At 37.7% G+C, this 26,408-nt stretch carries 33 protein-coding genes, 1 pseudogene and 2 riboswitches; of the genes and pseudogenes, 21 read left to right on the forward strand and 13 right to left on the reverse strand.

Going from position 1 to position 26,408, the window contains the following annotated elements; all coding sequences use genetic code 11:
* Nucleotides 1-458, forward strand: a pseudogene (locus NC797_RS11895) (hypothetical protein); the annotation flags it as partial.
* Entirely contained in the window at nt 434-898 is a 465-nt protein-coding gene (locus tag NC797_RS11900) for a hemerythrin domain-containing protein (RefSeq protein WP_272437009.1), read from the forward strand. The pseudogene NC797_RS11895 and the gene NC797_RS11900, both read left to right, overlap by 25 nt.
* 76 nt (nt 899-974) lie before the next feature.
* Here NC797_RS11900 and NC797_RS11905 read toward each other — a convergent pair whose 3' ends face one another.
* The 5 genes from NC797_RS11905 to NC797_RS11925 all read right to left on the reverse strand — a co-directional run bounded on the left by NC797_RS11905 (nt 975) and on the right by NC797_RS11925 (nt 3,230).
* Complete coding sequence (locus NC797_RS11905) at nt 975-1,271, reverse strand: ribosomal protein L7/L12 (protein WP_272437010.1); 297 nt, start codon at nt 1,269-1,271, stop codon at nt 975-977.
* Between the two features lie 459 nt (nt 1,272-1,730).
* Nucleotides 1,731-1,919: a hypothetical protein gene (locus tag NC797_RS11910; protein WP_417168712.1), complete on the reverse strand. Its 189-nt coding sequence runs from the start codon at nt 1,917-1,919 to the stop codon at nt 1,731-1,733.
* Between the two features lie 163 nt (nt 1,920-2,082).
* On the reverse strand, nt 2,083-2,463 hold the full coding sequence (locus NC797_RS11915) for a retropepsin-like aspartic protease (protein ID WP_272437011.1): 381 nt from the start codon (nt 2,461-2,463) through the stop codon (nt 2,083-2,085).
* Nucleotides 2,447-2,707, reverse strand: a complete 261-nt coding sequence (locus NC797_RS11920; RefSeq protein ID WP_272437012.1) for a hypothetical protein — start codon at nt 2,705-2,707, stop codon at nt 2,447-2,449. The genes NC797_RS11915 and NC797_RS11920 overlap by 17 nt, the downstream gene beginning before the upstream one ends.
* Before the next feature lie 184 nt (nt 2,708-2,891).
* Nucleotides 2,892-3,230: a hypothetical protein gene (locus NC797_RS11925; RefSeq protein WP_272437014.1), complete on the reverse strand. Its 339-nt coding sequence runs from the start codon at nt 3,228-3,230 to the stop codon at nt 2,892-2,894.
* Nucleotides 3,231-3,392: 162 nt separating this feature from the next.
* Here NC797_RS11925 and NC797_RS11930 point away from each other — a divergent pair, with 162 nt between their 5' ends.
* From NC797_RS11930 to NC797_RS11945, 4 genes are all read left to right on the forward strand, one after another.
* Nucleotides 3,393-3,554 carry a hypothetical protein gene (locus NC797_RS11930; protein WP_272437015.1) on the forward strand — a complete coding sequence of 54 codons (162 nt, stop codon included), beginning with the start codon at nt 3,393-3,395 and terminating at the stop codon, nt 3,552-3,554.
* 478 nt (nt 3,555-4,032) lie between these two features.
* Nucleotides 4,033-4,746 carry a Crp/Fnr family transcriptional regulator gene (locus tag NC797_RS11935; protein WP_272437016.1) on the forward strand — a complete coding sequence of 238 codons (714 nt, stop codon included), beginning with the start codon at nt 4,033-4,035 and terminating at the stop codon, nt 4,744-4,746.
* Nucleotides 4,747-4,816: 70 nt separating this feature from the next.
* Entirely contained in the window at nt 4,817-5,485 is a 669-nt protein-coding gene (locus NC797_RS11940; protein ID WP_272437017.1) for a response regulator, read from the forward strand.
* A gap of 50 nt (nt 5,486-5,535) precedes the next feature.
* Nucleotides 5,536-5,946: a universal stress protein gene (locus NC797_RS11945; protein WP_272437018.1), complete on the forward strand. Its 411-nt coding sequence runs from the start codon at nt 5,536-5,538 to the stop codon at nt 5,944-5,946.
* Nucleotides 5,947-6,074: 128 nt separating this feature from the next.
* On the opposite strand, the gene NC797_RS11950 is transcribed toward NC797_RS11945, so the two are convergent.
* Nucleotides 6,075-8,840, reverse strand: a complete 2,766-nt coding sequence (locus NC797_RS11950; RefSeq protein WP_272437019.1) for a response regulator — start codon at nt 8,838-8,840, stop codon at nt 6,075-6,077.
* 265 nt (nt 8,841-9,105) lie between these two features.
* Nucleotides 9,106-9,238, forward strand: a riboswitch (TPP riboswitch).
* Between the two features lie 100 nt (nt 9,239-9,338).
* Here NC797_RS11950 and tenA point away from each other — a divergent pair.
* From tenA to NC797_RS11995, 9 genes are all read left to right on the forward strand, one after another.
* Nucleotides 9,339-10,019: a thiaminase II gene (gene tenA, locus NC797_RS11955; protein ID WP_272437020.1), complete on the forward strand. Its 681-nt coding sequence runs from the start codon at nt 9,339-9,341 to the stop codon at nt 10,017-10,019.
* A 26-nt stretch (nt 10,020-10,045) separates the two neighbouring features.
* Entirely contained in the window at nt 10,046-10,624 is a 579-nt protein-coding gene (locus NC797_RS11960; protein ID WP_272437021.1) for an ECF transporter S component, read from the forward strand.
* 16 nt (nt 10,625-10,640) lie between these two features.
* Nucleotides 10,641-12,161, forward strand: coding sequence for an ABC transporter ATP-binding protein (locus NC797_RS11965; protein WP_272437022.1), 1,521 nt, complete (start codon nt 10,641-10,643; stop codon nt 12,159-12,161).
* A complete protein-coding gene (locus NC797_RS11970) occupies nt 12,115-12,918 on the forward strand; it encodes an energy-coupling factor transporter transmembrane component T family protein (protein ID WP_272437023.1) in 804 nt (267 codons plus the stop codon). Before NC797_RS11965 ends, NC797_RS11970 begins: the two co-directional genes overlap by 47 nt.
* A gap of 87 nt (nt 12,919-13,005) precedes the next feature.
* Nucleotides 13,006-13,129: riboswitch (TPP riboswitch) on the forward strand.
* A gap of 59 nt (nt 13,130-13,188) precedes the next feature.
* Complete coding sequence (gene tenI / locus NC797_RS11975) at nt 13,189-13,794, forward strand: thiazole tautomerase TenI (protein ID WP_272437024.1); 606 nt, start codon at nt 13,189-13,191, stop codon at nt 13,792-13,794.
* A gap of 33 nt (nt 13,795-13,827) precedes the next feature.
* On the forward strand, nt 13,828-14,952 hold the full coding sequence (gene thiO, locus NC797_RS11980) for a glycine oxidase ThiO (RefSeq protein ID WP_272437025.1): 1,125 nt from the start codon (nt 13,828-13,830) through the stop codon (nt 14,950-14,952).
* 13 nt (nt 14,953-14,965) lie between these two features.
* Nucleotides 14,966-15,169, forward strand: a complete 204-nt coding sequence (gene thiS, locus NC797_RS11985; RefSeq protein WP_272437027.1) for a sulfur carrier protein ThiS — start codon at nt 14,966-14,968, stop codon at nt 15,167-15,169.
* 2 nt (nt 15,170-15,171) lie between these two features.
* Nucleotides 15,172-15,939, forward strand: coding sequence for a thiazole synthase (locus tag NC797_RS11990; protein WP_272437028.1), 768 nt, complete (start codon nt 15,172-15,174; stop codon nt 15,937-15,939).
* Nucleotides 15,936-16,955 carry a thiazole biosynthesis adenylyltransferase ThiF gene (locus tag NC797_RS11995; RefSeq protein WP_272437029.1) on the forward strand — a complete coding sequence of 340 codons (1,020 nt, stop codon included), beginning with the start codon at nt 15,936-15,938 and terminating at the stop codon, nt 16,953-16,955. Before NC797_RS11990 ends, NC797_RS11995 begins: the two co-directional genes overlap by 4 nt.
* Nucleotides 16,956-17,030: 75 nt before the next feature.
* On the opposite strand, the gene NC797_RS12000 is transcribed toward NC797_RS11995, so the two are convergent.
* On the reverse strand, nt 17,031-17,177 hold the full coding sequence (locus NC797_RS12000; RefSeq protein ID WP_272437030.1) for a BH0509 family protein: 147 nt from the start codon (nt 17,175-17,177) through the stop codon (nt 17,031-17,033).
* Between the two features lie 260 nt (nt 17,178-17,437).
* Between NC797_RS12000 and NC797_RS12005 the strand changes: the two genes are divergently transcribed.
* From NC797_RS12005 to NC797_RS12015, 3 genes are all read left to right on the forward strand, one after another.
* The gene (locus NC797_RS12005) at nt 17,438-18,034 is read left to right on the forward strand and encodes a YpjP family protein (protein WP_272437031.1); all 597 of its coding nucleotides are present in this window, start codon (nt 17,438-17,440) and stop codon (nt 18,032-18,034) included.
* Between the two features lie 195 nt (nt 18,035-18,229).
* The gene (locus NC797_RS12010; protein WP_272437032.1) at nt 18,230-18,367 is read left to right on the forward strand and encodes a hypothetical protein; all 138 of its coding nucleotides are present in this window, start codon (nt 18,230-18,232) and stop codon (nt 18,365-18,367) included.
* A gap of 21 nt (nt 18,368-18,388) precedes the next feature.
* The gene (locus NC797_RS12015) at nt 18,389-18,565 is read left to right on the forward strand and encodes a hypothetical protein (RefSeq protein WP_272437033.1); all 177 of its coding nucleotides are present in this window, start codon (nt 18,389-18,391) and stop codon (nt 18,563-18,565) included.
* A gap of 96 nt (nt 18,566-18,661) precedes the next feature.
* Here NC797_RS12015 and NC797_RS12020 read toward each other — a convergent pair whose 3' ends face one another.
* A complete protein-coding gene (locus NC797_RS12020) occupies nt 18,662-18,877 on the reverse strand; it encodes a hypothetical protein (protein WP_272437034.1) in 216 nt (71 codons plus the stop codon).
* A gap of 146 nt (nt 18,878-19,023) precedes the next feature.
* On the opposite strand from NC797_RS12020, the gene NC797_RS12025 reads away from it, so the two are divergent.
* A complete protein-coding gene (locus NC797_RS12025; protein ID WP_272437035.1) occupies nt 19,024-19,923 on the forward strand; it encodes an RluA family pseudouridine synthase in 900 nt (299 codons plus the stop codon).
* 401 nt (nt 19,924-20,324) lie between these two features.
* On the opposite strand, the gene NC797_RS12030 is transcribed toward NC797_RS12025, so the two are convergent.
* Nucleotides 20,325-20,681, reverse strand: a complete 357-nt coding sequence (locus NC797_RS12030) for a helix-turn-helix domain-containing protein (protein WP_272437036.1) — start codon at nt 20,679-20,681, stop codon at nt 20,325-20,327.
* A gap of 425 nt (nt 20,682-21,106) precedes the next feature.
* Between NC797_RS12030 and sda (NC797_RS12035) the strand changes: the two genes are divergently transcribed.
* Nucleotides 21,107-21,238, forward strand: coding sequence for a sporulation histidine kinase inhibitor Sda (sda, locus tag NC797_RS12035; protein WP_272437037.1), 132 nt, complete (start codon nt 21,107-21,109; stop codon nt 21,236-21,238).
* A 62-nt stretch (nt 21,239-21,300) separates the two neighbouring features.
* Here the strand turns inward: sda (NC797_RS12035) and sda (NC797_RS12040) are convergent, their stop codons facing one another.
* Nucleotides 21,301-21,492 carry a sporulation histidine kinase inhibitor Sda gene (sda, locus tag NC797_RS12040; protein WP_272437038.1) on the reverse strand — a complete coding sequence of 64 codons (192 nt, stop codon included), beginning with the start codon at nt 21,490-21,492 and terminating at the stop codon, nt 21,301-21,303.
* Nucleotides 21,493-22,021: 529 nt separating this feature from the next.
* Here sda (NC797_RS12040) and NC797_RS12045 point away from each other — a divergent pair.
* A complete protein-coding gene (locus tag NC797_RS12045; RefSeq protein ID WP_272437039.1) occupies nt 22,022-22,750 on the forward strand; it encodes a Cof-type HAD-IIB family hydrolase in 729 nt (242 codons plus the stop codon).
* 239 nt (nt 22,751-22,989) lie between these two features.
* On the opposite strand, the gene NC797_RS12050 is transcribed toward NC797_RS12045, so the two are convergent.
* From NC797_RS12050 to NC797_RS12060, 3 genes are all read right to left on the reverse strand, one after another.
* Nucleotides 22,990-23,169 carry a hypothetical protein gene (locus NC797_RS12050; RefSeq protein WP_272437040.1) on the reverse strand — a complete coding sequence of 60 codons (180 nt, stop codon included), beginning with the start codon at nt 23,167-23,169 and terminating at the stop codon, nt 22,990-22,992.
* Nucleotides 23,170-23,183: 14 nt separating this feature from the next.
* On the reverse strand, nt 23,184-25,139 hold the full coding sequence (locus NC797_RS12055) for an aconitate hydratase (protein ID WP_272437041.1): 1,956 nt from the start codon (nt 25,137-25,139) through the stop codon (nt 23,184-23,186).
* A 210-nt stretch (nt 25,140-25,349) separates the two neighbouring features.
* A complete protein-coding gene (locus NC797_RS12060; RefSeq protein WP_272437042.1) occupies nt 25,350-26,258 on the reverse strand; it encodes a DMT family transporter in 909 nt (302 codons plus the stop codon).
* Nucleotides 26,259-26,408: the final 150 nt, after the last annotated feature.

Genomic DNA, 26,408 nt, shown 5'->3' on the forward strand with positions numbered 1-26,408 from the left:
ATTGGCAAAATACGAACTGCATTCTTCACGGAGCCATTTCGATTACAGGCCTGGCAGCGTCGACTACCGGAGCTTTACCCTATCCGTTTACACTTTTTTTGTGGATCTGGGTAATTGTATGGTTCATCATAGTAGAAGGTATCGAGTTGTTGCGAGCTATAGCAAGAATCAATAGATTTGGGATCGTAAAAGCAATTGGCAATTACAATGTTTCTCAATGGTCTAGGAACTTTACGTTTGGTATGTTGTACGCTTTTACTGCTAGTTTTACTATTGAAGAAGGTATGCTTTTGGTTCCTTTACGTCAGATTATATTAGACTATGGTGCATGGCTCGTACTACTGTTTTTAATTAATGAGATTCTGTTGTTTTTTAAGGCAAAGGTGAAGTGGGCTAAAAAGACGGATCATGATTCTAAAAGGGGGCATCCCGCGTGGAAAAAAAGCGTAGAGGTTTAAAAAGGCATAAAGCTTTGCGCCCGTTGTCTCATCATCACAATCAAGCATTATTCGTAGCATTAAAACTTAAGCGGGTTGGTACAGAGAAAAGTAGATTTTCTGTTGAAGAGGTAAGGGAAGAGGTACAACTCTTTTGGGAGCCTGGTGGGCGTGAGCACTTTCGCGAAGAAGAGGAAATTCTATTAACAACCTACGCACAATATGCTTCCATCGACGACAAACAAATATCCGATATGCTGTTAGAACATGTTAAAATTGGTGCACTCATGAACAAATTGCTAAAAGCAGACGATGATGATCCTTTTGAATTAATGCATGAACTGGGTACACTCCTTGAAACACACATCCGAAAAGAGGAGCGCATTATCTTTCCGATGATTGAGCGTGCTTTGCCAGAGGATAAGATGAACGAGCTAGCCCCGTATTTACATGTTAACTAAACTAAAAAACGGCTTTTTCTGGGCCGTTTTAATTTTTTTCTTGAGAACTAACGCAATCCATTGAGGAAGGTACAGTTTAGGCTTTCGATTTGTCTAAGTCATCAACATATTTTTTTGCTTCTACTAATGATAGCCCTAATATTTCTCTTGTCCTTTTAACTGCTTTTACTTTTTTTCCATCTTTAATTAGGTCCCGCAATTCACCATTCAACGGGTGTTCAGGCACGTTCACTTGTTTAGCTATCCGGTCCAAAGTATATTTCATACTTTTTATACGATTTTCTATGAAGTTTAGCCTGTTAATGACATTTAAAAAGAAAGTTATTACTACTAACACGAAAATGATTAGGACTAAGACGTAAATGAAATCCACCAACATTCCCTCTTAAAATATTTATTTGTATTTTTATTCTTACCTTTAGCAAAAGAAGTTATTGAAGATAAGCACCCGTTTTATTCAATTGAATCAATTTCAATTTCATCATTCATTGTGAGCAACGAAAAAACGAACATTATGTTTTCATTTATGCTACCGTTATCCTACATGAAAGAAGACACGCTTTCCGCGGGCATGGCTTCAGCCTCCTCGGAAGAAACCCATTTCCTTGAAAAAGAAAACCGCTTTTCCTGCGTGCGATGTAGTACGCTGAAGCTTTCCTTGTCCTGCGGGGTCTTCAGACACATGCTTTTCCCGCAGGAGTCGGTCATCTTTCATTACGGGCAACTAATATCGCTGAATAAATAGGAACATTTTAATGCTTTAATTTCGCTAAATGTTCGTTTATTTTACAAAAATCAGCACTTATGAAATTGATTCAATTAAAAAATGATTTCAAATCTTTCTTGAATATCTTAATTTAATATACGCTGGATTCTCTTCTGGAATTTTTTCATATTGAAATTTGAAACCTTTGGCTTCATAAAAAGGAATGCCTTTCATATTTCCTTTTTGAACAGATACCCATTGCTCTTTGGCTCCATATTCCTCTTTTTGTTGTTTTGTAACAAATTCGAAAGACAAGTTACAGTTGGATCTCGTGATTCATAAATACACGTGCGAAGAAATTGTTTCAACAATAGAAAGCCATACAGAAAGCTGTAAATCCTATTCTCATATTAGGTTGAGAATGGAATTTTATGATTTAGCAGCTAAAAAGAACCCTATTTTTTATATAAGGTTCTTTTCAACTGTTCATATTCATTTCAAGATTAAGTAAATCTATATTAAATCCTGCTTTCATTAACAAATCCAATCCAAGTAAACCGTTAATGTCATCATATCCAAAATCATTAAAATCTACTTCAACTTTTTGAACCATAAAATCACTAATTTGAATTTGACCTACTTGTTTTCTAAAGGCATGCTCTTTACCACCAACTCCAAAATAAGTGACGATTCTATCTTGGAGTTCAACTTGAAGACCTATATCTTCAACAATATCTTGGGAGATTAGTGTTCTTGCTGCTCCAGTATCCACCACCATATTTTCTATCACTTTACTTTTTCCGTTAAATGTTAAAGTTATATCTACTAAAAGCAAGCCATATTTATGCTTGATTTTCATGGTAGTCAAATCTCCTTAACCTTACATCTTGACGAACTTCAAGCAAAATATTTTCATTTGTAGTATGATAAACCAACTCATCACCTTTTGATTTTAAAAGTTCCTTTGTTGCTAATTCATCTGATATAGGCTTTATAACAGCAATATCCTCGATGAATTCTTGACCATTTTTAATATGAGACGATAACACTTTTAATTTTACAAATTGATCTGGGTACAATTTTCTAACCTCTGACCATTTCATATTTTTCACCGCACCTTCTGTTTATATCATTATTATAACACACCATTTAATCCCCTACCCATAAAATCCCATTCCTTTTGCAGGTACCCCTTTAAAGAGTTGGTCACAAAGCTTTGTTCCACAATTGTAACTTACAAGAAAGTAGTCCCTCTGATTGTTTGAAAGTAAAAAGTTACTTCGAATTCTATTCACCACTTTTGGGTTCATCAAACTGTTCTAAATATGATTTAAGAATTGGTATGTGCTTCTTAATATCTATATGGATAGATTCTTGACTAGGCTGTTCAATATCAAGAATTAGTCCTTCGTCTTTTGCTTGGTTAATCTCTTCATTATTTTCTGTTGAATTACCCTCTTTTTCAGACGATTGGGCATTGTTCTCTTCTGTCTCGTTTTCATTGCTTGTGCTACAACCAAACAAAATCATGCTAACGATTATTAGCAAACTAATTAAGAATAGCTTCTTCCTATTGTTTCCCCCTCGTATAGTTGTAAAAAAATACTTACATTTATACTCTACCACAGGATGACATAATCCTTTTTTCCAATTTTATAAACAAAACTGTTTCTTTTAGCTCCATAAGAATTAGGAGCCCTTAATTTAAGTGAAATTCGCTCACATACTCGGATATACCGAGCGTACTTTGAAATAATAAGATTGTTAAAACAATAAAGGAGGAGTAATATGCAGCAGGATAAAAAATCTAAAAAGAATTTGGGTTCTGTTATGAAACCTGAATGTGCTGGAACTGATGCACAAAAAGTAAAACAAGAAATTCAAAAAGATGTCAGCGAAGGACAAGGTGCAATGACTTCCCGAGAGGCAGGAGCAATGAACGATGATTAAAAAACCACTATGAGTGGTTTTTTAATTTTTAGCTGCAACATTTCGCGTTTAAATTTAAGACAAAAAGAACCTCCTTCTTGAAGAATAGCCCGAGTTTTTCTAATAATGGTGGTCGGGGAAATGGTGAGACTCCTGTGGGACTAGGGTACAGGGTGAGATCCCGCAAGGCGGCAGCCTGAGGAAGCTCACCGTACTCCCACGGAAAGCGAGCCATTTCCCCGGCCGCCTTCCCCTTATCTCGATGACGGAACATCCAAAAGTAACCAGAAGTACTCTTCTACAATCATGCTCTTACGTTTATACAATAATTAGTGCCCCATTTTTATCTCTTCCATTGCTTCTTATACTTTAATCCTCCATAATTTTATGATTTCTTAAAGTGTAAAATAAGGGAATCCCCCGATATTCAAAAAGTGTGATTTTTATTATTGTAAAGGTAGTAGAAAAATCACAAGCCGACTAGGAAAGGGGTAGTGAAATGAGCATGGTCAATCAACTAGCAGTGGAGACGAATACAACCCATTTTTCAAAAGAATGTTTTCGTAAATTGCAAGAAATCATGTATATGGAGAAATTTGATCAAGGGTCAAGAATTTACTGGGAAGGCGATACCAATGACAAATTGTACTATTTGATGGAAGGCTCAGTGAAGCATACGAAATTAAGTGAAGACGGCAAGGATTTAACCTTGAATTATTTTTTCCAAGGGGACTTGTTCGGTGAATTTGATCCGATGAATAAGCAAAACAGTGCTTGTACAGCCCAAGCGATGGAAAATTGTAAAATTGGTGTGATCCAACAAAGCGATCTCGAAGTGCTTGTTTGGCAAAATGGAGACTTTGCGATCGAATTCACCCAATGGCTAAGTCATATGCAATATTATACACAACTCAAATTAAGAGATCTTTTATTTCACGGAAAAAACGGTGCGCTGGCTGCTATGTTGATTCGAACCGCAAACACGTATGGAATCAGAAACGGAAACAGAATTGTGATTACAGAGAAGTTTACGAATAATGAGTTGGCGAATTTGATTGGATCAACCCGCGAAACAGTGAATCGTATGCTTGCAACGTTTCGGCAAGAAGGATTGATTAAGTATGATCATGGGCGAATTGAAATTTTGGATTTAACGAAACTAAAACAAATATGCCAATGCGAAGACTGTCCAATTGGAATTTGCCGACTGTAGGGGGTCTGTTGGTCATCCTTTTCAACCAGTGATAGAATAAGGGTAAATCAACTGATTGGAGGAATTTAGTTTGGCCGAACAGATCCGCGTACTTGTTGCAGATGACCATGTGATCGTTCGAACCGGGGTGAAGTTATTACTTTCTCAACAGCAGGATATGGAAATAGTTGGTGAAGCAGCCGATGGTAGGGAGGCTGTTGATATAGCGCTGTCTACACATCCGAATGTTGTCATTATGGACTTGAGTATGCCACCAGGAACAAATGGTCTTGAAGCAACGAAGCAAATAAAAAATTCCGACTCGGACATGAACGTATTGATTTTGACGATGCACGACGATGAAAATTACTTGTTCCGCGTCCTTCAAGCAGGCGCGTCGGGTTATATTTTAAAAGATGCAATTGACTCTGAGTTGATCGACGCAGTTCGTTCTGTCGCAAAAGGGGATGCTTACTTATATCCTTCCGCAAACAAAAAACTAGTTGAGGATCTACTACAGCAAATGGATGAGGGAGAAGACACCACAACTTACAAGTTACTTTCTAATCGGGAAAGGGAGACACTCATTTTAATAGCAAAAGGTTATAGTAATAAAGAAATCGCAGAATTGTTATATATTAGTGTGAAAACGGTAGAAACGCATAAAAGTAAGATCATGGAGAAATTAGCGTTAAAAAAACGGCATGAACTTGTCGATTATGCGATCAAAAGAGGAATGTTAGATTTGGATTATAATTAGAAATGTAATGGTAATGGGAACCCTCGAACTGGTGAAGGGAGCTAGGCAGTATGGGTGATCACATATTAGTAGTAGTTAATGATATAGAAGACTCGATGAAAGCGGTCATGGAAGCAGCGCGATTGGCAGGCCGTGATCCTGAGAATAAAGTCATCTTGCTGAATGTATTTTCTATGTTGGAAACGCCAATACAAAAATCGAACGAAAGAATAATAGATTTAAAATCGGTTATTACAAAAAAATCAGAGGACGCTCTACTTAAACCAGTCGCTTACTTAGAGGAACAAGGAGTCGCTTATGAAAAACTTACCCGTGTAGGCAACCCGGTACAAGAAATTTGTATGAATGTCCGATTCCACCAATGCAAAATGCTTCTATTAAGTGGATCCCCAAACGAGGAGTTAGAACGATTAAAGGAATCGGTGCTTAAAAAAGTAACATGCCCGATCCAAGTCGTTTAACCACAGATTGGAATGCAAAAGTAACCACCTATCGTCTAGGAAAAAAGGGAATAGTCGAACGATATGTCCGACTTTAGAGGATATTCAAGAACCCCTGCATGGTTAGCGGCTACTTGTTGGACACGTACTTAAAGATTTTTTTCTACAAATGATTTCATTTCCTCAAATGAAAGGAGAAGCTTCTTAAAAAGCTTTTCAGCACGACTCCAATTATTTTGTTTGGCTGATTGCTCAATGGCATTACTTAAAGAAACCATTTGGGTAGCTTCTACAACTGCTGATGAACCTTTTAAACCATGGGCAGCTTTAGACGCTTGTTTGCTATCTTGCATTTGCAAATAATTTTGTAATTGGTCTAACAGTTCAGGAGTCGTTGTGACGAACACATTCAAAAATTCTTTTATTGCGTCGTTATCGTCTCCGTATACGCTTTTCAATTTTTCTAAATCAATCGGGGCTTCTGAGTTTTTCTCAGTGTGCTGGTCGTCAGTATTTTGCTCTTTTTTTAGCCATTTGCTAAGTATTTTCTCCAATAACTCAATAGTGACGGGCTTGCTGAGATAATCGTTCATGCCTGCCTGTAAATATCTTTCTTTATCCGTTTGCATGGCATTCGCTGTCATGGCGATAATTGTAATATGACGTTTCTCTCCTTGTATCTCACGGATTGCTTTTGTTGCTTCAATCCCATCCATTTCCGGCATTTGAATATCCATAAACACAATAGAATAGAAATGTTGATGGATCTTTTGAATGGCTTCTTTTCCATTTGTAGCCGTGTCAACCGTGTAACCGAGTTTGTTCAATTGATAACGAGCAACTTTTTGATTTACAGGGTTATCTTCCACTAGCAAAATGAATGGACTATTGGCTTTCTGTTTTTTCGTTGGGTTCGGTGAATCGGATTGATTTGTATCGGTTATGGCATCGGGTGGATTACTAGCTGTAACGGATTTAGCCTTTTGATTCATCAGTCCAACAATGCAATCCCGTAATTGTGTTTGTTTAACGGGTTTGTGCAGATAAGTAGTATAACCAGAACGTAATCTCTGTTTTGTTTTATCTTTGTCAGTGTTCGTTATAAGGATCATTTTTGTATCTGATAAGTCGGTATCTTTTTCAATGACTTCTGCAAACATAGAACTGTCCATTCCTGATTTACCTAAACTGACGATTGCTATATCAAAAGGACGTCCGTTATTAATCTTCTGTTTTAATGTAGATAAAGCGTCAATTCCATTCTCGGATTCACTAATTGTTACTCGCCAAGAACTTAAATATTGTCTAAGAATTTCTAGTTCAGCCGGGTCGTCATCGGCAACAAGGATGTGGAAGGATTCCAATGTAGCACTGTTGGCATCATCTAGACTTTCTTCTGCTACGGATTTCACAACGTTAAATGGTAGGTTAAACCAAAAAGTGGCACCTTTACTCTTCTCGCTTTCTAATCCTATTTCCCCACCCATTAATTCAACAAAACGCTTTGAAATTGCTAATCCGAGTCCGGTTCCTCCATACTCTCTTGTAGTTGACCCATCAGCCTGTACAAAGGGCTGGAACAATCGTCTCTCCTCTTCCGATGTAAGGCCGATACCTGTATCAACTACAGCGAAATGGATGGATACTTTTTCACTATGGGTTTTGGTTAGAACTGCCCGTATTACAACACTGCCTTGATCGGTAAATTTAATGGCATTATCGGTTAGATTTAATAAGATTTGCCTTAAACGTATGGGGTCACCAACTAACCGCTTAGGAATAGCAGGATCGATAAATGTTAACAAAGAGAGCTCCTTTGAACGGGCTTTCGATAATAGGATTTCTGCAATTCCCTCTATAAGCGAGGTTAGGCTAAAGGCAACTCGATCAATTTTCATTTTACCTGCTTCTATTTTTGAAAAATCAAGAATGTCATTAATGATCGTTAACAATGATTGAGCAGAATCATGAATGATGTTTACCGATTCTTGTTGTTCCTCATCTAATGCTGTGTCACGTAAAAGATCTGTCATACCAATAATCCCATTCATCGGTGTTCGGATTTCATGACTCATATTGGCAAGAAACTGAGATTTCAAATCAGAGGCCTCCAGCGCCTGATCGCGGGCTTCGGCAAGGGCTTCTTCCATTCTTTTTCGGTCTGTCATATCGATTCCCGAACCGACGACTTCTTTTACATTCCCGTTTTCCATAATTGGGGAAAGTGATATATAAAGTGATTTTCCCAAGTACTCCATCTCGTAATTAGTATGAAGACCTTGGTATGCTTGTGTAAAGTGCGTTACTAACCGTTCAGCCAGCTCTTGATGATAGATGTCTGTTGGCTTTTTGTTGTATACTTTTTCAGTTGCCATATCAAGATCTTGCGCCAATTTTCCTTCTGATAAGGTGTATACAAAATTGCCATGATCATTTTTGTTATATTTAAAAACAAGACCTTGTAAATTTTTAACCGTATGGCGAAAATCATCCTGCAATGCTTGCTGCAATTTAGCTTCGGTTGCTTTTCTTTCCGTAATATCTTGAACAATACCGACAAAATGCATATGATCACCAATTTTAAATTCAGTAACAGCAAGGTCCATTGGAAACGTAGATCCATCCTTTCGTTTTCCGACAACTTCACGTCCGATTCCAATGATTTTAGCAACCCCAGATTGCAAGTAGTTGTTAATGTATTTGTCGTGTTCACTTTTGTATGGTTCAGGCATAAGAATCTTGACATTCTTACCGATCACTTCATTAGAGGAATAGTTAAAGATGCTTTCGGCAGCTGGATTAAGCGATTCTATCATTCCGTTCTTGTCAATTGTAATGATCCCATCCAATACATTATCAAGCACTAGCTGTGCAATTTGTTCTTTTTCTGATAAAGGGTAGTGTTGTTTGTCCATTATCTTTATCTCCTTGCTATTAGATAATTCTATTCTTCTATTCTACAACAGATAAAAATGTAAGAAAACCTGTTTCACAATGTTCAAGGTAGAGTAGCGCTCCCTTCATTTGCACTACTCTTAAATAGGTTCTAGAGCTGTCAGTGAAATCCTGGACGAATCAATATGTGTTATATTAATTCTCATTTTTAAAATAACTTGTTGACAACTGAATGATTCGTGTTATGATTGCAAGTAAATACGATTTAATAAGTAAATATAATAATATTTCCACTAGGGGGACCTTCCTTAGGCAATCAAGTTGCTTATTGATGAAAGGTTGAGATTAAAGTAAAACTTTAAGACCCTTAGAACCTGATCTGGTTTAAACCAGCGTAGGGAAGTGGAGTTGCGGATTACATATGAATGATATGAAGTATGTTCCAAAGCCACTTTCTCTATGCTTAGAAGAGAAAGTGGCTTTTTCTGTACTGCTTAATAAAAAAAGGAGGCTGTTTCATGACATTTTCAACGTATTTAAGAAAGGAAACCGACCCGATTTGGCAAGCGAGCTTTGATCACCCTTTTGTTAAAGGAATTGGTGATGGGACATTACCATTAGAATGTTTCCGCTATTACGTACAGCAAGATGCCTACTATCTATCTCATTTTGCAAGGGTGCAAGCTTTAGGTGCGGCAAGGGCGAATGATTTCGAAACAACAAACAGCATGGCGGCACATGCACAGGGAACCTATGAAGCAGAAATGGCGTTGCATCAAAACTTTTTCAAACTACTCGGTGTGACAGATGAGGAACGGGACAATTTTAAACCTTCACCAACGGCATATGCCTACACGTCCCATCTTTATCGAGCCGCGTATCAAGGACATTTAGGTGATATTATTTCCGCGATATTACCTTGCTACTGGCTTTATTATGAAATAGGGGAAAGGCTACAAAACTGTTCACCTGAAGAAAAGGTATACCAAGAGTGGATTGCAGCTTATGGGGGTGAATGGTTTCGGACACTTGTTGAGGAACAAATAAACCGATTGGATTCAATAGCTGAAACGGTAACAGAAATGGATCGTGATCAGATGAAAGAACATTTTACCATCAGCTGTCAATATGAATATGGATTCTGGGATATGGCTTATAGATTAGAAGAATGGCCAGTCCAAGCTATTTCAACAAAGTAGAAAAATAGAATGGAGGTTTTCTAAGCATGCAGAAAGGGTTAAAGCTGACGGATATATTAGTAACCATTATTATTGCGCTTATTTTTAGTGTTATTTATAAGCTGTGGGGTCCACTATATGGTATTGTATCAACGTTTGGTATTCAATTGGAGCAGCTGATTTATGGTATGTGGTTTATCGCGGCTACTGTCGCTTATTTAATAATTCGAAAACCAGGTGTTGCACTACTGGCAGAGGTTGCTGCTGCAAATGGAGAGTTTATTTTTGGCGGCGAATGGGGTGTCGCGACCTTAGTATTCGGTTTAGGTCAAGGTTTAGCAGCTGAACTTGTGTTTATGGCATTTAGATACAAAAGGTATGATGTGATGACCGTATCTTTAGCAGCCGTTGCTTCGGGTATTGCCTCTATTTTCATCGATTACTATTACAGTTATATTGGTGATCTTGCCCTATGGAACTTGTTCCTTATGATCGGATTTAGGTTAACGGGATCTATTCTTATCGCTGGTCTATTTGCTTATTTCATTGTTCAGGCATTGGAGAAAACGCAGGTAACGAATCTTGTTCGACCAGCTTCAAGTGATGACTATAAGGCTTTAGACTAAGTTTGGGGTGGAACGATTGGAAACAATAGCCAGTGTCCAAAATGTACGGTTAAAATTCCCTGGAGCGGATTCCCTGTTATTCAGGGATTTCTCTCTTTCGTTTCAAAAAGGGGAAAAAGTACTAATAGTAGGGCCTTCGGGTTCGGGTAAATCTACTCTTTTACAAGTGTTAACAGGACTCATTCCCAATTCGGTGGAAATACCGATAAAGGCGGATGACATAAAGATTCCGTCCTCTTGGGGGTTTTTGTTTCAAGATCCAGATACACAATTTTGTATGCCGTATGTGGACGAAGAAATCGCGTTTGTTCTAGAGAATCTTCAAATTCCACGTGAAGAAATGCAGAAGTATATACGTTACTATTTAGAACAAGTAGGGTTGGAATTTGACGACATCCATACGAAGATTCAAACGCTATCTGGCGGAATGAAACAACGTCTAGCGATTGCATCTGTTCTTGCCCTTGAGTCGGATACATTGTTTCTTGATGAGCCAACGGCAATGCTCGATCCTGAAGGAACAGAAGAAGTCTGGCAAACGTTAAAAAAAGTAGGAAAAGAAAAAACATTGGTGATTGTGGAACATAAACTTGACCATGTAATCGATTTTGTAGACCGATTCATTTTGCTTGGAAAAAATGGTGAGATTATTGCTGATGGACGAACACAAGAGATCTTTCATTTATACAAAGATGTGTTGAGGGAAGAGGGCATTTGGTATCCTGGTGTATGGCAGGATTACACTGAGCAACATCGCCGACAAACGCCAAAAAGTGATGTTGGTGGAAAAAACCCCGTTCTTTCTTTAAACCATTTTTCTGGTTACAGAGGAAAGAACAAAAGAATTGAAGTGGAGAATTTGGATGTTTTTCCTGGAGAGTGGATAACGGTACTCGGTCATAATGGTGCTGGGAAAAGCACGCTTTTACACGCCTTAATGGATTTAATCAAATCAAAAGGTTCTTATCAAATTTTGGGAAAAGACGCAAATAAAATAAAAAAGCTTAGCGATTATGTTGCCTTTGTATTTCAGAATCCTGAATTCCAATTTGTTACTAATGCGGTATATGACGAAATTGCGTATACTTTACAGCTTGAGAATGAGAATCCTGATAAAGTGTCAGAACGGGTAGATGGATTATTACGATCTTTTCATTTAGCAAAACAGAAACAAAACCATCCGTATCAACTGTCAATGGGTCAAAAGCGAAGGCTTAGTGTTGCTGCAGCTATTGTGAAGGAGCAACCGATCTTGTTATTGGATGAACCTACTTTTGGTCAGGATGCTAAAAACACGTTTGCTATTTTAGAGTTGTTAGACGACTTAAGAGCACAAGGAATAGCGATTATAATGGTTACCCATGATATCAACATTGTTGAGCACTTTGCGACAAGGGTTTGGTACATAGACAAGGGGATACTCGTTCATGATTGTGCTGCTACTCCGTACGTTGAAGCAATGAACGACTGTCGTTTAGGGGGTCAACCAGATGCAAATGGACTTTTCTTATCGAGAAACATGGCTCCACAAAATTAATCCAAGCTTAAAGCTTCTAGTTGTTGTCATTTTGTTCATTCATATACTATCTATTAATAACATAAACTTTATCATTACGTATACGGTCGGAGCTCTTGTTCTTTATATGTGCTGTACTGGTCACTCATCGAAAAATCTATTCCTTATTTCAATTCCATTCCTCTTTATTTTTTTAACCTCGTCTACATCGATGATTTTCTTTGGAAAAGGAGATGTGACTTGGTTCAAATGGGGGCTCATTGATATTACGGAGGAAAGTTTTTTTCGAGGTTTACATTTAGGTTTTCGGGGGATCTTGTTTGCGATATTAGGAATTGTTTTTTCCTTAACAACAAGACCAGTTTTGTTGTTTTATTCACTCATGCAACAAGTTAAGTTGAAACCGAAATTTGCTTATAGCTTTATGGCTGCGGTACGATTAATCCCGATTATTGTAGAAGAGATGCAAACATTGCGTTATGCATTAAAGGTACGAGGTGTGGAAGGTCAAAAGGGGATACTTGGTTTTTATAATAAACTTACTGCTTACTCCATTCCATTGCTTTCACAAAGTATAAGAAGAGCCCACCGAATTGCTGTCGCTATGGAAGCAAAACGTTTTTCTGATTCAACATATAGAACGTATTATTACAAAATCGGTTTTTCTAAATTTGATGTCCTATTTGTACTGTACTTTATTCTGGTAATAGTAGTTTCCTATTTCACTTCCATCTATTTACCTTACTTTTCTATTCAAGACGTTCGTTATTTTAATTAATGTAGAGGAAGTAATGGATAGATAGGAATGTAAACGATTTTGTTTTAGTCGTTAAAGACGTATGTTATAATGTAGATATAAATGCATAGCAAACACTAGGGGAGTCCTATAAGTGTGTGTTCAACCTCTTATAAAAGACTGAGATGGAATTGCCAGACCCTTTGCACCTGATCTAGGTAGAACTAGCGTAGGGAAGTGGAGTATGTAAGCGATATTCGAAACCACTCCAATGCTGGGGTGTTTTTTTTAATTTTAAGAGGTGGATAACTGATGAAAAAAGGTACTCTACATGTTTTGTCAAATGGAAAACAACAGCCTGAACAATTAGCAGAAATTGCTGGTAGGATCCACCCTTATGTTGATGCCATCCATATTCGTGAAAAGACGAAAACTGCAAAGGAAATATATGAATTAGCGGCATTATTGCTTAAGCATCAAGTGCCGCCAACGAAAGTATTCATCAATGACAGGGTTGATATTGCATACGTATTAAAGACTGGAGGGGTTCATCTTGCATATCATTCCTTACCTCCAGATGTAGTTAAAAGGAAGTTTCCTAGCCTAAAAGTAGGATGTTCCGTTCATTCCATCAATGAGGCTCAAAAAGCGCAAGAACAAGGTTCGAATTACGTATTTTTTGGCCATGTTTTCCCTACACAGTCAAAGCCAGACATCGTTCCGCGTGGGTTAGAGCAGTTGGCGCTTACTTGCAGTTCCGTATCTATTCCAGTACTTGCAATCGGTGGCATAAAACCAGCAAATGTTCGAGAAGCGATAGAGAAGGGTGCAGCAGGGGTTGCTGTGATGTCAGGGGTGCTCGATGCAGAAGACCCATTAGAAGCAGTCAAACAATATCATCTAAAACTAACAAACTAGTAATAAACATGCGAACGAGAGGAGGTAACGTTAATGGAAAATATGTATGATGCGATCATAGTTGGAGGCGGTGTCATTGGCGGTGCTATCGCTTATAGCCTTGCTAAAAGAGGGAAGAAGGTTCTTTTGCTAGAAAAAGACCGACTCGCTAACAAAGCGTCAGGAGCAGCTGCTGGGATGTTAGCAGCCCAAGCGGAATTAGACGAGGATGGGCCACTTTTTCAATTAGCAAAAAAAAGCAGAGACCTGTTCCCGGCTCTTAAAAAAGACATAAAAGAGTTAAGTGGAATCGATATTGGGTTGATCAACAAGGGAATGTTAAAGATAGCTTTAACAAAACAGGAAGAGCAAGAGTATAAACGAATTATAGCCATTCAACAGCGTGCCGGTGAGCAGGTACAATGGCTGACTGGTGAGGAAGCAAGGGAAAAAGAGCCAGCATTGTCTAATACTGTATTGGGAGCAATGTATATAGAAAAGGATGGACAGGTGGAAGCACCTCAGTTGACATTAGGATTTTTAAAGTCTGCGGCAGCACTTGGTGTCGTGATCAAGGAGCATATAGAGGTGCAATCTTTCCATTATGAAAATGGGAATGTTGCAGGTGTGATCACAAATGAAGGGGATTTTATAAGTAATAACGTAATTGTCGCAGGTGGCGCTTGGAGTAACAAGCTACTTCAAGACTCAGAGCTCAAACTTGAAGCCTACCCAGTCAAAGGAGAATGTTTTTCAGTTTGTACGCACCGCCCACTATTTTCAAGTACTATTTTTTCGCATGGATGTTACCTTGTTCCTAAACAAGGCGGTCGGATCATTGTCGGGGCAACCGTTATTCCAAAAACATTTGATCAGAGCGTGACAGTGGACGGGATTTCCCTCTTAATTGAAAGGGCAAAAAGCTTAGTACCTTCTATTGGAGAAGCGGAATGGGAGAAAGTGTGGGCTGGTATTCGCCCCCAAACTGCAGATGGACTTCCATACTTGGGGGAACATCCAACGTGTAAGGGTCTATTTGTTGCGACAGGACATTTTAGAAATGGGATCTTACTGTCTGCAATCACAGGTGAAGTCGTTAGTGATCTAGTTGAAGATAAACCGACCGAAATGGATTTAACTCCATTTCGATTAGACCGTATGAGTGAGATCTTAACTTAAGGGGGAGTGGAAGGTGGAGTTAGTCATTAATGGAGACAAAATAGACGTGCCAGATACAGTAGAAACAGTAGACAATCTTATACAGCATTTTGGATTAAGCGAAAAAGTAGTTATTGTTGAACAGAATCAAATAATAGTAGAAAAGGGATCACATCAAGAGACAAAACTTTGTAATGGGGATAAAATTGAGTTAGTTCATTTCGTAGGAGGCGGTTGATTATGTTGAAAATTGGGTCGTATGAATTCTCGTCAAGGTTATTACTAGGAACAGGGAAATATCCTGATTTTGATGTTCAAAAAGAAGCAGTAGACGTTTCGGAGACAGAGATTTTAACGTTTTCAGTTAGAAGAATGAATATATTTGACGCAAACCAACCTAATTTTTTAGAAAAATTGGATGTTGGAAAGTATACATTGCTTCCAAACACAGCAGGTGCTAAGACAGCGGAAGAAGCAGTACGTATTGCAAAGCTAGCAAAAGCATCTGGACTTTGCGATATGATTAAAGTGGAAGTAATTGGCTGTCAAAAGACATTATTGCCAGATCCGTTAGAAACTTTGAAGGCATCTGAGGAACTATTAAAAGAAGGTTTTACCGTATTGCCCTATACATCAGATGACGTCCTTTTGGCAAAACGACTAGAAGAACTGGGCTGTCATGCAATTATGCCTGGTGCGTCACCAATTGGTTCTGGTCAAGGAATCGTGAACCCACTAAATTTACGTTTTATTATCGAACAATCCACTGTACCCGTCATTGTGGATGCTGGGATTGGAGTACCTTCTGATGCGGCTATGGCGATGGAGCTTGGTGCAGATGGCGTCTTACTGAATACCGCGGTTTCTGGAGCAAAGGATCCAGTCAAAATGGCACAAGCAATGAAACTCGCAATAGAAGCAGGACGACTAGGTTTTGAAGCGGGGCGCATTCCGAAAAAGCGTTATGCTACAGCAAGCAGCCCAACGGAAGGAATGAGCGTTTCGTGAGTGAACGGTACTCCAGACAGGAGCTATTTACACCAATTGGAGTAGAAGGGCAGCAGAAAATAAGAAATAAGCATGTCCTTATGATCGGTGCAGGTGCTCTTGGTACAGGAAATGCCGAGGTGCTTGTACGTGCAGGGGTAGGGAAGATAACGATTGTAGATCGCGATTATGTGGAATGGAGTAACTTGCAGCGTCAACAACTATATACGGAAGAAGATGCAAAACAGAGAATTCCTAAAGCAGTTGCAGCTAAAGAACGTTTGCAACACATTAATTCAGATGTAGAAATCGAATCTCTTGTAATGGATGTTTCTGTAGAAGAAATGGATGAACTTGCGAAAAATGTCAATGTAATAGTAGACGCAACCGATAACTTTGATATTCGAATGATCATCAATGATATTTCTCAAAAGTATCGTATTCCTTGGATATATGGAGCATGTGTTGGAAGCTATGGTATTAGCTACACAATTATACCGGGGGAAACCCCATGCCTAAACTGTTTATTAGAGACTGTTCCAATGAATGGCGTGACATGCGATACGGTTGGCATTATTGGTCCAGCTGTTCAAATGGTTGTTTCCTATCAAACGACAGAAGCACTAAAAATTTTAGTGGAAGATTATGATGCTTTACGCAAAAAACTGGTATCGTTTGATTTATGGCAAAATCAACATACAGCGATCAATGTCCAAAATGTTAAAAAGGAAACGTGCTTATCTTGCGGATCTGATCGTAGTTATCCGTTTTTATCTTATTCCAACCAAACAAAAACAGCAGTGCTATGTGGAAGAGACACCGTTCAAATTAGACCTCCCGAAAACATCGATCGAAATTTAGACAGTTTGGCAAAGGTTCTGTCAGGGAAAAATGGTAAAATATCACAAAATCCATACTTACTCTCTTTTTCCGTCGAACCACACCGACTTGTCATTTTTAAAGATGGTCGCGTATTGATTCATGGAACGAAAGACATTGCCGAGGCAAAAACACTATATCATCGATACTTAGGCTAAACTTATCGACCTCACCATTAAAAAAGCTCTTGATTAATCAAGAGCTTTTTTACATATCTATTTTATAAAATTTTTTTACATTAAATCGTAAACTGATTCTTCAAAATAAAGCCAGTGAAAGTATTCTACTTCCTCATCCGTCATTCGCAGGACATCTTCCCTCTGGAAGTTCGTTTTCTCCCATAAATGTTCCATCTTATTGTTTTTTTCCATTTGGCTCATTTTGACTCCCCCTTGGAAGGCTTTTTTCATTATGTTAGACCGCTTTTTGTTATCTTGCTATTATTATATATCTCGAAATTAGATAAAACAAATATCAATTTAAGATAAATTATCCATAAGTGATATGTTTGCGATATTTATCCTTTTGCAGTCTTCATTTCGCTCCTATTTTTTAATAAAAATTAGTAGTTTTATAGACATCTCCCCGTAAAATGGTAAAATAAAGTGAAGGCAGAAAACTACTTTGGGGAGAAATTTATATGCAGCTTTGGATGAGAAAAATATTTGTTTTCCTTATTACATTTGTAACGTTAGGGATGTATGTCCCACCGAACTATATATATACAGATGCGGCTGAGAGCAATGAAGTATTTTCTCCAAAAGAGGATTCTGATGCCAGTGAGCATGCGGATGTTGTAATTGATGAAGAAAAAATTGAACAAAATGATGTAAGTAACTCCTTTATTAGCGTAATAAAAGAACAAGTAAAAGAGCAGTCCATTTCTAAACTAGGACCTCGAATCGCAGGACAGGTTGATGAAGACTTTATGAGCAGTATTTTACCGAACATGGAAGAAGCTATTGAAGCGATCTTAGCAGAAGTCGGTAACGAAAATATTCCATATTATGCAATTACTGAACAACCGACACCAGGATATGGTGAAAAGATTTTTGATATATATGATTTTCGAACAAAAAAGGATGTCGCCAGGTTCCATATTAGACGTGATAATCGACCAGGAGAAGGTTACTGGTTCAATTTCCATTATCATTTAAGCAAGGATGGTTTTGAAAAACATCATTCTATTGGAGAAATTTATTGGGATAAGAATACTCCGCCGAAATGGATGTCGTAACATTTAGTAGTAGGTTAAAATTAATACTAAAATTCATGTGCAAATTAAATCGGTTATTTTTCGCCGATTTTTTTTGATTCCAACTTTTGATTTCTTACCTAACTAATTACGTATCATTAACATGTAAAAATTTCCTTGGCTATCTATAGTACTTCTCCACAAACTATCAATAAAGAAGTGTAAAGGAGGAGTCCTATGCGGAAACGAAGAGGGCAAAAACATGCAGCACTCACAAATAATAAAACACCAAAAGAAAGCATACCTGAACAAGAGGAAATTTTTAATCGAAGCAATCACAATCGTCCAAAGGAAGGACCAGGTTCTAAGGGCTAGATTCTAAGGAGTTGGTTTAATATGGATGAAAGTAGAAAGTTCTCCTATGCTCGTAAAACGAAAAAAGAATATGTAGATATCAAAGACATCGAACATCAAATAACCTATCCTGGTCAGGAAGAATTTAACTTGCGGAACGTTTCCTATACCCCTGGTGAGAATAATTATTTAAACGAGTATAACGAGGATGATGAATAATTAGTTTTAAAAGCAGTTGGACTGGTCAAGCCAATCTAACTGCTTTTGAAATACAAACTCGATTAAAAATTCATATAGCTTAACGTAGAATTCCCATCAACTATCTTTTTGTGTGTTCCATGTTTTCCTATCTGTATTATTTGTGACAACCTCTTCCTCAAGAGGGGAAAGGGTGTTATTCTCTGTACGTTTTTCGTTCTGTCCTGGAAATTGCTCAAATTCACTGTCCATTACATCATTCATAACAGCAGAACTGTCTGTTTCTTGTTTTACATTATTCATTTGTTTCCTAAGCTGTTCTTTTCCTGTCATTTAGTACCCTCCAACTTTACATGATTATTAGTATTCTCCCACTTTTACTATTTAATATCCTGAGGCCGTTTCACGAAATCCCTATAATTCCCCGTATTTCTGGTAGAATATGAGCAATAAGGATTAATTTTAGGAGGTAAAAAAGCATGTATGGACATAAGAAAGGTACGAGTAATCAAACGAATAAATCTCTTACATATAAGGTCAAAGAGCCAGTTGAACTACTACCTTTTTTATTAGAAGTTATAAATCGCGGCCGTAACTCTGTTAAGTCTATGCTGACACGCGGGCAAGTATCAGTTGACAATGAGGTACAAACAGCATACGATTATTCGCTTCAACCAGGACAGGCCGTGACTATCTATAAAAATAAAGTAGTAAAAGAGGCCTCACTAATGGATCTTACTATCCTACACGAGGATGAAGATATAATTGTCATTAACAAGGAGGCAGGGCTTTTGTCTATTTCATCGCCTAATGAAAAGACAATGACTGCCTATCGTCAGCTCATGAATCACGTTCGCAGAGAAAATCCAAGCAACCGAATTTTTGTCGTCCATCGCCTTGATCGGGATACTTCAGGTGTGATGATGTTTGCAAAAAAGGAGTCTGTAAAGCGGAAACTACAGAATTCCTGGAAGGACATAGTCCAGGAGCGTACATACGTAGCTCTTGTGGAAGGACAGATGAAGAAACCAGAGGGGACTATATCTTCTTGGTTGAAAGAAAGTAGCACACACAAAATGTATTCAAGCCCAGACAAAAATGGTGGACAGTTAGCTGTTACCCATTACAAAGTAAAGCAAACGAATAAACAATTTTCCTTATTAGAGGTGCAATTAGAAACGGGTAGAAAAAATCAAATACGTGTCCATATGCAAGATTTAGGCCATCCGATTGTCGGGGATAAAAAATATGGCTCCAAATTAAACCCTATTGGTCGATTGGGACTCCACGCAAAAGTATTAGCCTTTTTGCATCCGACAAAAGGCGAACTGATGCGGTTTGAAGCCAATGTTCCAAGTTCTTTTTTTAGCAAAATATGAGAACCAAATTCGTTTATCCTACTGGGTGAAGATGTTTCATAACGTTCATCATCTTGAATAATACATTTCCAGTTAAATAATTCCATAAAAGTATCTTCAATGGGGCAGGGGTGATTGTGCCCTAATTTAGTTAAATTCTTAATCAGTACAACAGCGAAGAACCATTTTTCAAGATAAAATAAATGGAAATAAGAGCTTGTGGATAAGTTAACTTTTCCACAAGCTCGAAAAGCAGAAAAATATGTTTAATCAATAGCTAATATGGGAATCCACAAGTACAATTAAAAACGTTTCTTAACATGCAAATGTGTTGACCTGTTCTACCTACATATTAAGAAACGTTAATTCAATTCATAAAACAGTTCTAATTAGTAATTGAGATGGTAAAAATTTAGATGAAATTATTTATGATTCCGAGTTCTGTCCTTCCATTCCAGCATGACATTGATAATCTTCATGATTGTGTCTTGGTCATCCTCGCTAATTCGATGTAACAATCGTTTTAGCTGTTCGACTTTCTCGCTTTCGCGGTCATTAAGGGTTGCAAATCGAAAAAGTTCTTCGAGTGAAATCTCTAGTGCTTTTGTCACCTTTTCTATGGTGTCAATCGTAGCATTTTTTTCTCCTCTTTCTAATTGACCTATGTATGTCGGGTGCAAAGATGATAAATGAGCCAATTCTTCTTGGCTCAATCCCCGCTCCTTTCGTAATTTTCGAATTCGCTCCCCTATGACCTTGGACATTACTCTTTCAGTCATGGATGCTTCACCTCAGTTTTCGGTTTAGAGAAACTACTGTAAATATACACCTAATTCATATATTAATCGAAGATACTACTAATATTATTTAATCGAAATATTGATATACTATAAATATTGGTGTAAAATTGTTAATAAATGAAAAAGAACAAATGTGTGTGTCTGTGATCTTCTTTTGCTTAGTGAGAAGGGATTTGGATGGTAAATGAGATAGGAATTTCCTCACAAGCAATATTACCTATTGGTTTTAAAAATAAACCTAATTCATGAAAAAATAGTAATATTGGAAGAATTGTTGTGAAATAGACACAAATATTGGATCCTGTGAAATATATTTGACTTCATAGATAATTATCTAAGCACATCCCTTTTATGAGGATGGATTTTATTTTTCTTTCAACTTATGTAAGTTAAGGGTGATATTATTGTTTGAAAATTTGTCAGATCAAAAACTAATAGAAGGCTATAAGAAAGCAAAAGAACTTGGATTAGACAGAGAGTTCGTTAGGATATTGGAAAGTGCATTATTAAGCAGAGGGTTAAAGATAACGAACTGAGGTCGTTTTTGTCACAAACGTTTACTCCAACACTATAAGATAGACTAATGAGGAAGGGCTAGTCATAAGCCCCGTGAAAAGTTCGTTATCGATGGAGTTTTAATCGGTTTGTATTCTCCTTTTAAAAAATCCTCGATATCAATTTCTCTTTCTTTAATCTCTTTTTCTAACGTGCTAATTAATCCACAGTCAGTTCTTAACGCGATCGCCTTGATGAATACCTCAACTAATAAATCATCACTTAGATAATCCATTTTGTAATCCCCTTTATTGGGAAGTGGCTCCAACCTCTTACCTAATATCTAGTATAGATCTTGATCATAACGTCGCCAAGTTGTAATATTTTACAAAAGCAGAACTTGATGTAAGAGTAGTTTATACCTGTTAAATAGGATCCACAAAATTGGAAAAGGGTGCCTTGAAATAACTCAAGACACCCTTCTTATCATTGTAACATATATGTTCATGTAAAAATCAATTCAATTTTAAACTAATAAATGCCGCGGTTTAATTCCACCTGGTTTTTACCTACACGACGTAAGCCCTACCTCTCTTACGTCCTTACGACTCCGAAGTCGATCCAGTGTGAATAAGTCTTACTGAAAACATAAGCAGAACGCCAATAATCTTTACCTTTTTTAGTTACATAATGATTTACAAATAGTTATATTACCATACAAGAACATAGTTGTCAAACTTTAAATTCAGTCATTCAAACATGGAAAGAGATTGAAATATTCCGTATAATGAATAAGGAATCGTTTATAAAGGGAGTCGTATAGTATGAGTATAGAGCTTATCGCTTTAGATATGGATGGTACGTTATTGAATTCGAAAGAAGAAGTTTCCGCAGCAAATCGTCAAGCTATTAATAAAGTACGTGAACGTGGAGTTGAGGTGGTTCTTTCTACAGGACGTCATATTATGACAAGTAGGGAGTATGCAAAGGAGCTAAATTTATCCTCTTATTTAATTACTGTAAATGGGAGTGAAATATGGACAACAAAAGGTGAATTAATCGACCGTCAGTTGATTGATTTAGATTCAATAAAAAAGCTTGTTGAATTGAATGAAAAATATCAAACGATCGCATGGATTACCTCCACGGAAAACGTATGGAGAGGTAAGTTCCCTGCTGATTTAGAATCTCACAAATGGTTGAAATTTGGTTTTAATACCGATAATCAAGAGATCAAAGATAGAATACTAGAGGAGCTGCGAGATAATGAGTTTCTTGAATTAAGCAACTCAAGTCCAACTAATATTGAAATAAACGCGGTGGGGATCAATAAAGCGCGTGCGCTCGAAAAAGTGTGCAGCCGAATGGGTATCACTTTGGATAAGGTTATGGCTATGGGGGATAGTCTGAATGATATAAAAATGATTGAAGAAGCAGGTCTAGGGATTGCCATGGGAAATGCACAAGAAAAGGTGAAGGAAGCAGCTGATTGGGTAACAAATACGAATGAAGAAGATGGGGTTGCACGTGCAATCGAACATTGGTTACTATAATTCACAGATACACTAAAATACTTCTCTACAAACGTTAGAAACAATTTCAGTGGTTGAGCTTATACTGTGGGAATGTATAAAAATGTAGATTATAGAAAATATAACATGTTAATAACAATAAAAATAGAAACGCATGGATACTTATAAAGTATCCATGCGTTTCATTCAATTGTCTTGATTCATTTGTTTGGTATTTTAGCGAACATTAATACATTATTTTCACAATACCATTACTTTTATCAATCTAACATGCGGTTGTTTTCATCCACATTGATCAATCCCGATGGCTCGGCCCGATCTCCTGGGTGAAAAATACCATCACCGCCACAAACGGTACACGTATATTGCCATTCTTCATCATCGGCAAGCATCCCAGTTCCTTCACATGCCTTGCAAGTGTTTTCTCTTCTATCGACCACATCTATCCCTCCATTTATACTTGATTTTTTTGCCGATCTTTTACCCAATTAATAAGCCCGCCTTTTAGCATCATGTCGATTTGCCGTCCTGACAATGCGAGTTGGACGGGGATTCTCTTATTTTTCCCCTTGACTTCTACAGTAAATTCTTTTGCTTGCTGAATTGTTTTTCTTAAATCAGATAACAGTAAAACATCTCCTTGCTCAAGGGAGTCATAATCTTTTTCTTGTACAAATGTAATAGGAAGAATCCCAAAGTTAACAAGGTTTTGCCAATGGATTCTTGCAAAATCTTTTACTAAAGCTACTCGGAGTCCTAAATGCCTTGGTGCAAGTGCGGCGTGCTCACGACTGGAGCCTTGGCCATAGTTAAATCCTGCTACAATGGCATGCCCGCTTTGATCTCGTGATTTCATTCCACGATCGTAATAGGATTCATCGATAATCTCAAATGCAAATTTACTTATTTCCGGTAGGTTACTTCGGAAAGGGAGTACACGTGCACCTCCAGCTAAAATTTCGTCTGTAGATATATTGTCTCCCATTTTAAGCAAAATTGGAACTTCTAGTTGATCTGGAAGTTGATCCATTTCTGGAATGGAGGCAATATTTGGTCCTTTATACAATTCAATCTCTCGTGCCTCCTCAAGAGAAAGAGGTTTCTCCAATAAATTGATATCAATCGTAGGTTTTTTTGGATCTTGAATATTTGGATAATCTATTTCAAGAGTTCGTGGATCCGTTATTTCACCCGTCAATGCAGAGGCAGCAGCTGTTTCAGGACTACACAAAAATACACTGTCTTCTTTTGTGCCTGACCGACCAGGGAAATTACGAGGCGTAGTCCGTAAACTATTTCTCCCTGTAGCTGGTGCTTGTCCCATTCCGATACAGCCATTACAACCTGCTTGATGGAGTCGCGCGCCTGCTTGCAACAGACTTCCGATATGTCCTTCTTTAACAAGGTCGGTTAACACTTGCCTTGAAGTAGGGTTAATATCAAATGATATCCCATTTGCGATTTGTTTATTTTTAACGATTTCAGCTGCAACAGCAAAATCACGGTAACCTGGATTTGCAGATGAACCAACATACGATTGGTAGATTGGAGTTCCTGCTATATCCTTTACTGGTACAACATTTCCTGGACTAGAGGGCTTTGCAATCAATGGCTCTAGTTCAGATAAGTTCAATTCCTCATGGAGGTCATAAGTTGCCCCCTTATCCGCCTTAAGCTCAATCCAATCATCTTCTCGTTCCTGTTCTTTCAAAAAGCGTTTAATTTCATTGTCAGATGGAAAAACAGTTCCCGTTGCTCCAAGCTCGGCACCCATATTTGCAATAACATGGCGATCCATGGCACTCAAACTGTTTAACCCAGGGCCATAATATTCAATAACACGCCCTACGCCACCTTTTACATCGTGACGACGTAATAGTTCAAGGATGATATCTTTAGCACTTACCCAATCGGGTAGATCACCAGTAACCTCAATTCCCCAGACCTTTGGCATTTTCACATAAAAGGGCTCACCTGCGATAGCCATTGCAACATCAATGCCGCCAGCTCCCATCGCTAGCATTCCCATGCAACCATTGGCGCACGTATGACTATCTGCTCCAAGCAAGGTTTTACCTGGCTGTGCAAGTCGTTGCATATGAACAGGATGACTAACCCCGTTACCAGGACGACTGTAATGAATTCCGAAGCGGCGACTTGCGCTTTGTAAAAACAAATGGTCATCAGGATTTTTATTATCCACTTGAATGACATTATGATCGACATATTGGGCAGATGCCTCTGTTTTAGCATGGTCAAGCCCCATTGCTTCAAGCTCTAGCATTACCATCGTCCCCGTTGCATCTTGTGTTAGAGTTTGGTCAATTTTCAAACCAATTTCTTCTCCTGGAGTCATTTGACCAGCAACAAGATGGTCTTGAATTAATTTTTGCGTAACATTTAATGCCATGTATGTACCTCCTTCTAAAATAGATCTATTTAAAGTTTGCTTTAAATGGAAAAAAATATGCTTAACTTAATTTGATAAAAAATGCTTTCGAGTGGAATTGTCTGAGGGCCTGCTAAAAGTAATATTGGTGAAATTACAAAAAAAGGGTGGTGGGAAATGATAAGCCAAGCAAGAGGTTATATGCTTGGCTTAAATTGAAATAAGACTTTTTTAACTTGCCTTAACCTTTGTTTGTTCTAGCCTTGCACGTTTACTTGTAGTGATCATAACGCCTGAGATGACCATTATTGCCCCGATTAATTGTAAAATTTTAATAGGCTCACCAAGGAATAAAACTGCGCCAATCATCGTAAATACAGGTATAAAATTCAAAAAGATGGAGGACTGAGATGGCCCGAGTTGATTAACTGCGGTATTCCAAGCTATTAGTGCAACAACAGATGGAAAAATTCCTAAGTAAAGCAGACCTAATATTACAGACGGAGACCAGGTGATCGATCCCAGTTGTGTATATTCAATCGTGGCCATAGGAATGAGAAAAACAAAGGAAGACATTATCATAACAAGCAATGCCCCATAAGTGGGGAATTTATGATTATGCTGTTTGACAAATATGGAATAGATAGACCAAACAACCATTGCAAGTAGCATTGTTAAATCTCCAGGGTTGAACGATAAATTTAAAATGACATCTAGTGATCCTTTTGTAATTACAGTGAATACACCAATCAGTGACAGTGAAACGCCAAAAAGTTGAATCTTAGTGAATTTTTCTTTATACAAGATAAATCCTAATAAGAGCGCAAATATCGGTGTAGACGATTCAACAATCGCGGCATTAACTGGGGTGGTGTAATTCAATGATAAATAGACTAGGACGTTGAAGAAAACAAGCCCCGTTAAAGAAAGTGCAAGTAGTGGCTTCCATTCCTTTTTCCACAATGCAGGATTGTTTCTCCATTCTTTAAACCCTAAAGGTAGTACTACGAAAAAAGCGATAATAAAACGAAATAGTGTAAGCGTAAGAGGAGGTATCTCGTTTGATACTGGTTTTCCTACTAATAAATTGCCAGAGTAAAATATAGTGGTAAATAAAAGTAAAACGTATGGATTCTTCAAAAAAATACCCCCTCATTTTACAATGCGTTTATTTTTCAAAACTATGTAAATGGTAACATGTGTAGGGGCTATTATCTAGGCGAAGATTTTCTGGAATTTTGTTATCAATGAAAATATTGTCAAAAAACTCGTGTATACTTTCCTCATTTA

Source organism: Terrihalobacillus insolitus, from assembly GCF_028416575.1.
In the GTDB taxonomy this organism is placed as follows: domain Bacteria; phylum Bacillota; class Bacilli; order Bacillales; family Amphibacillaceae; genus Terrihalobacillus; species Terrihalobacillus insolitus.

Bases quoted from the DNA above. Each gene is read 5' to 3' on its own strand.
- thiO (WP_272437025.1), top strand. From the start codon at position 13,828: ATGGAAAATATGTATGATGCGATCATAGTTGGAGGCGGTGTCATTGGC.
- NC797_RS12025 (WP_272437035.1), top strand. From the start codon at position 19,024: ATGTATGGACATAAGAAAGGTACGAGTAATCAAACGAATAAATCTCTT.
- NC797_RS12045 (WP_272437039.1), top strand. From the start codon at position 22,022: ATGAGTATAGAGCTTATCGCTTTAGATATGGATGGTACGTTATTGAAT.
- NC797_RS11950 (WP_272437019.1), bottom strand. From the start codon at position 8,840: ATGGACAAACAACACTACCCTTTATCAGAAAAAGAACAAATTGCACAG.
- tenI (WP_272437024.1), top strand. From the start codon at position 13,189: ATGAAAAAAGGTACTCTACATGTTTTGTCAAATGGAAAACAACAGCCT.
- NC797_RS11970 (WP_272437023.1), top strand. From the start codon at position 12,115: ATGCAAATGGACTTTTCTTATCGAGAAACATGGCTCCACAAAATTAAT.
- sda (WP_272437038.1), bottom strand. From the start codon at position 21,492: ATGGATTATCTAAGTGATGATTTATTAGTTGAGGTATTCATCAAGGCG.
- NC797_RS11915 (WP_272437011.1), bottom strand. From the start codon at position 2,463: ATGAAAATCAAGCATAAATATGGCTTGCTTTTAGTAGATATAACTTTA.
- NC797_RS12000 (WP_272437030.1), bottom strand. From the start codon at position 17,177: ATGAGCCAAATGGAAAAAAACAATAAGATGGAACATTTATGGGAGAAA.
- NC797_RS12020 (WP_272437034.1), bottom strand. From the start codon at position 18,877: ATGACAGGAAAAGAACAGCTTAGGAAACAAATGAATAATGTAAAACAA.
- NC797_RS11935 (WP_272437016.1), top strand. From the start codon at position 4,033: ATGAGCATGGTCAATCAACTAGCAGTGGAGACGAATACAACCCATTTT.
- NC797_RS11920 (WP_272437012.1), bottom strand. From the start codon at position 2,707: ATGAAATGGTCAGAGGTTAGAAAATTGTACCCAGATCAATTTGTAAAA.
- NC797_RS11990 (WP_272437028.1), top strand. From the start codon at position 15,172: ATGTTGAAAATTGGGTCGTATGAATTCTCGTCAAGGTTATTACTAGGA.
- NC797_RS12030 (WP_272437036.1), bottom strand. From the start codon at position 20,681: ATGACTGAAAGAGTAATGTCCAAGGTCATAGGGGAGCGAATTCGAAAA.
- NC797_RS12015 (WP_272437033.1), top strand. From the start codon at position 18,389: ATGGATGAAAGTAGAAAGTTCTCCTATGCTCGTAAAACGAAAAAAGAA.
- NC797_RS12005 (WP_272437031.1), top strand. From the start codon at position 17,438: ATGCAGCTTTGGATGAGAAAAATATTTGTTTTCCTTATTACATTTGTA.
- NC797_RS12010 (WP_272437032.1), top strand. From the start codon at position 18,230: ATGCGGAAACGAAGAGGGCAAAAACATGCAGCACTCACAAATAATAAA.
- NC797_RS11945 (WP_272437018.1), top strand. From the start codon at position 5,536: ATGGGTGATCACATATTAGTAGTAGTTAATGATATAGAAGACTCGATG.
- tenA (WP_272437020.1), top strand. From the start codon at position 9,339: ATGACATTTTCAACGTATTTAAGAAAGGAAACCGACCCGATTTGGCAA.
- NC797_RS12055 (WP_272437041.1), bottom strand. From the start codon at position 25,139: ATGGCATTAAATGTTACGCAAAAATTAATTCAAGACCATCTTGTTGCT.
- NC797_RS11930 (WP_272437015.1), top strand. From the start codon at position 3,393: ATGCAGCAGGATAAAAAATCTAAAAAGAATTTGGGTTCTGTTATGAAA.
- NC797_RS11960 (WP_272437021.1), top strand. From the start codon at position 10,046: ATGCAGAAAGGGTTAAAGCTGACGGATATATTAGTAACCATTATTATT.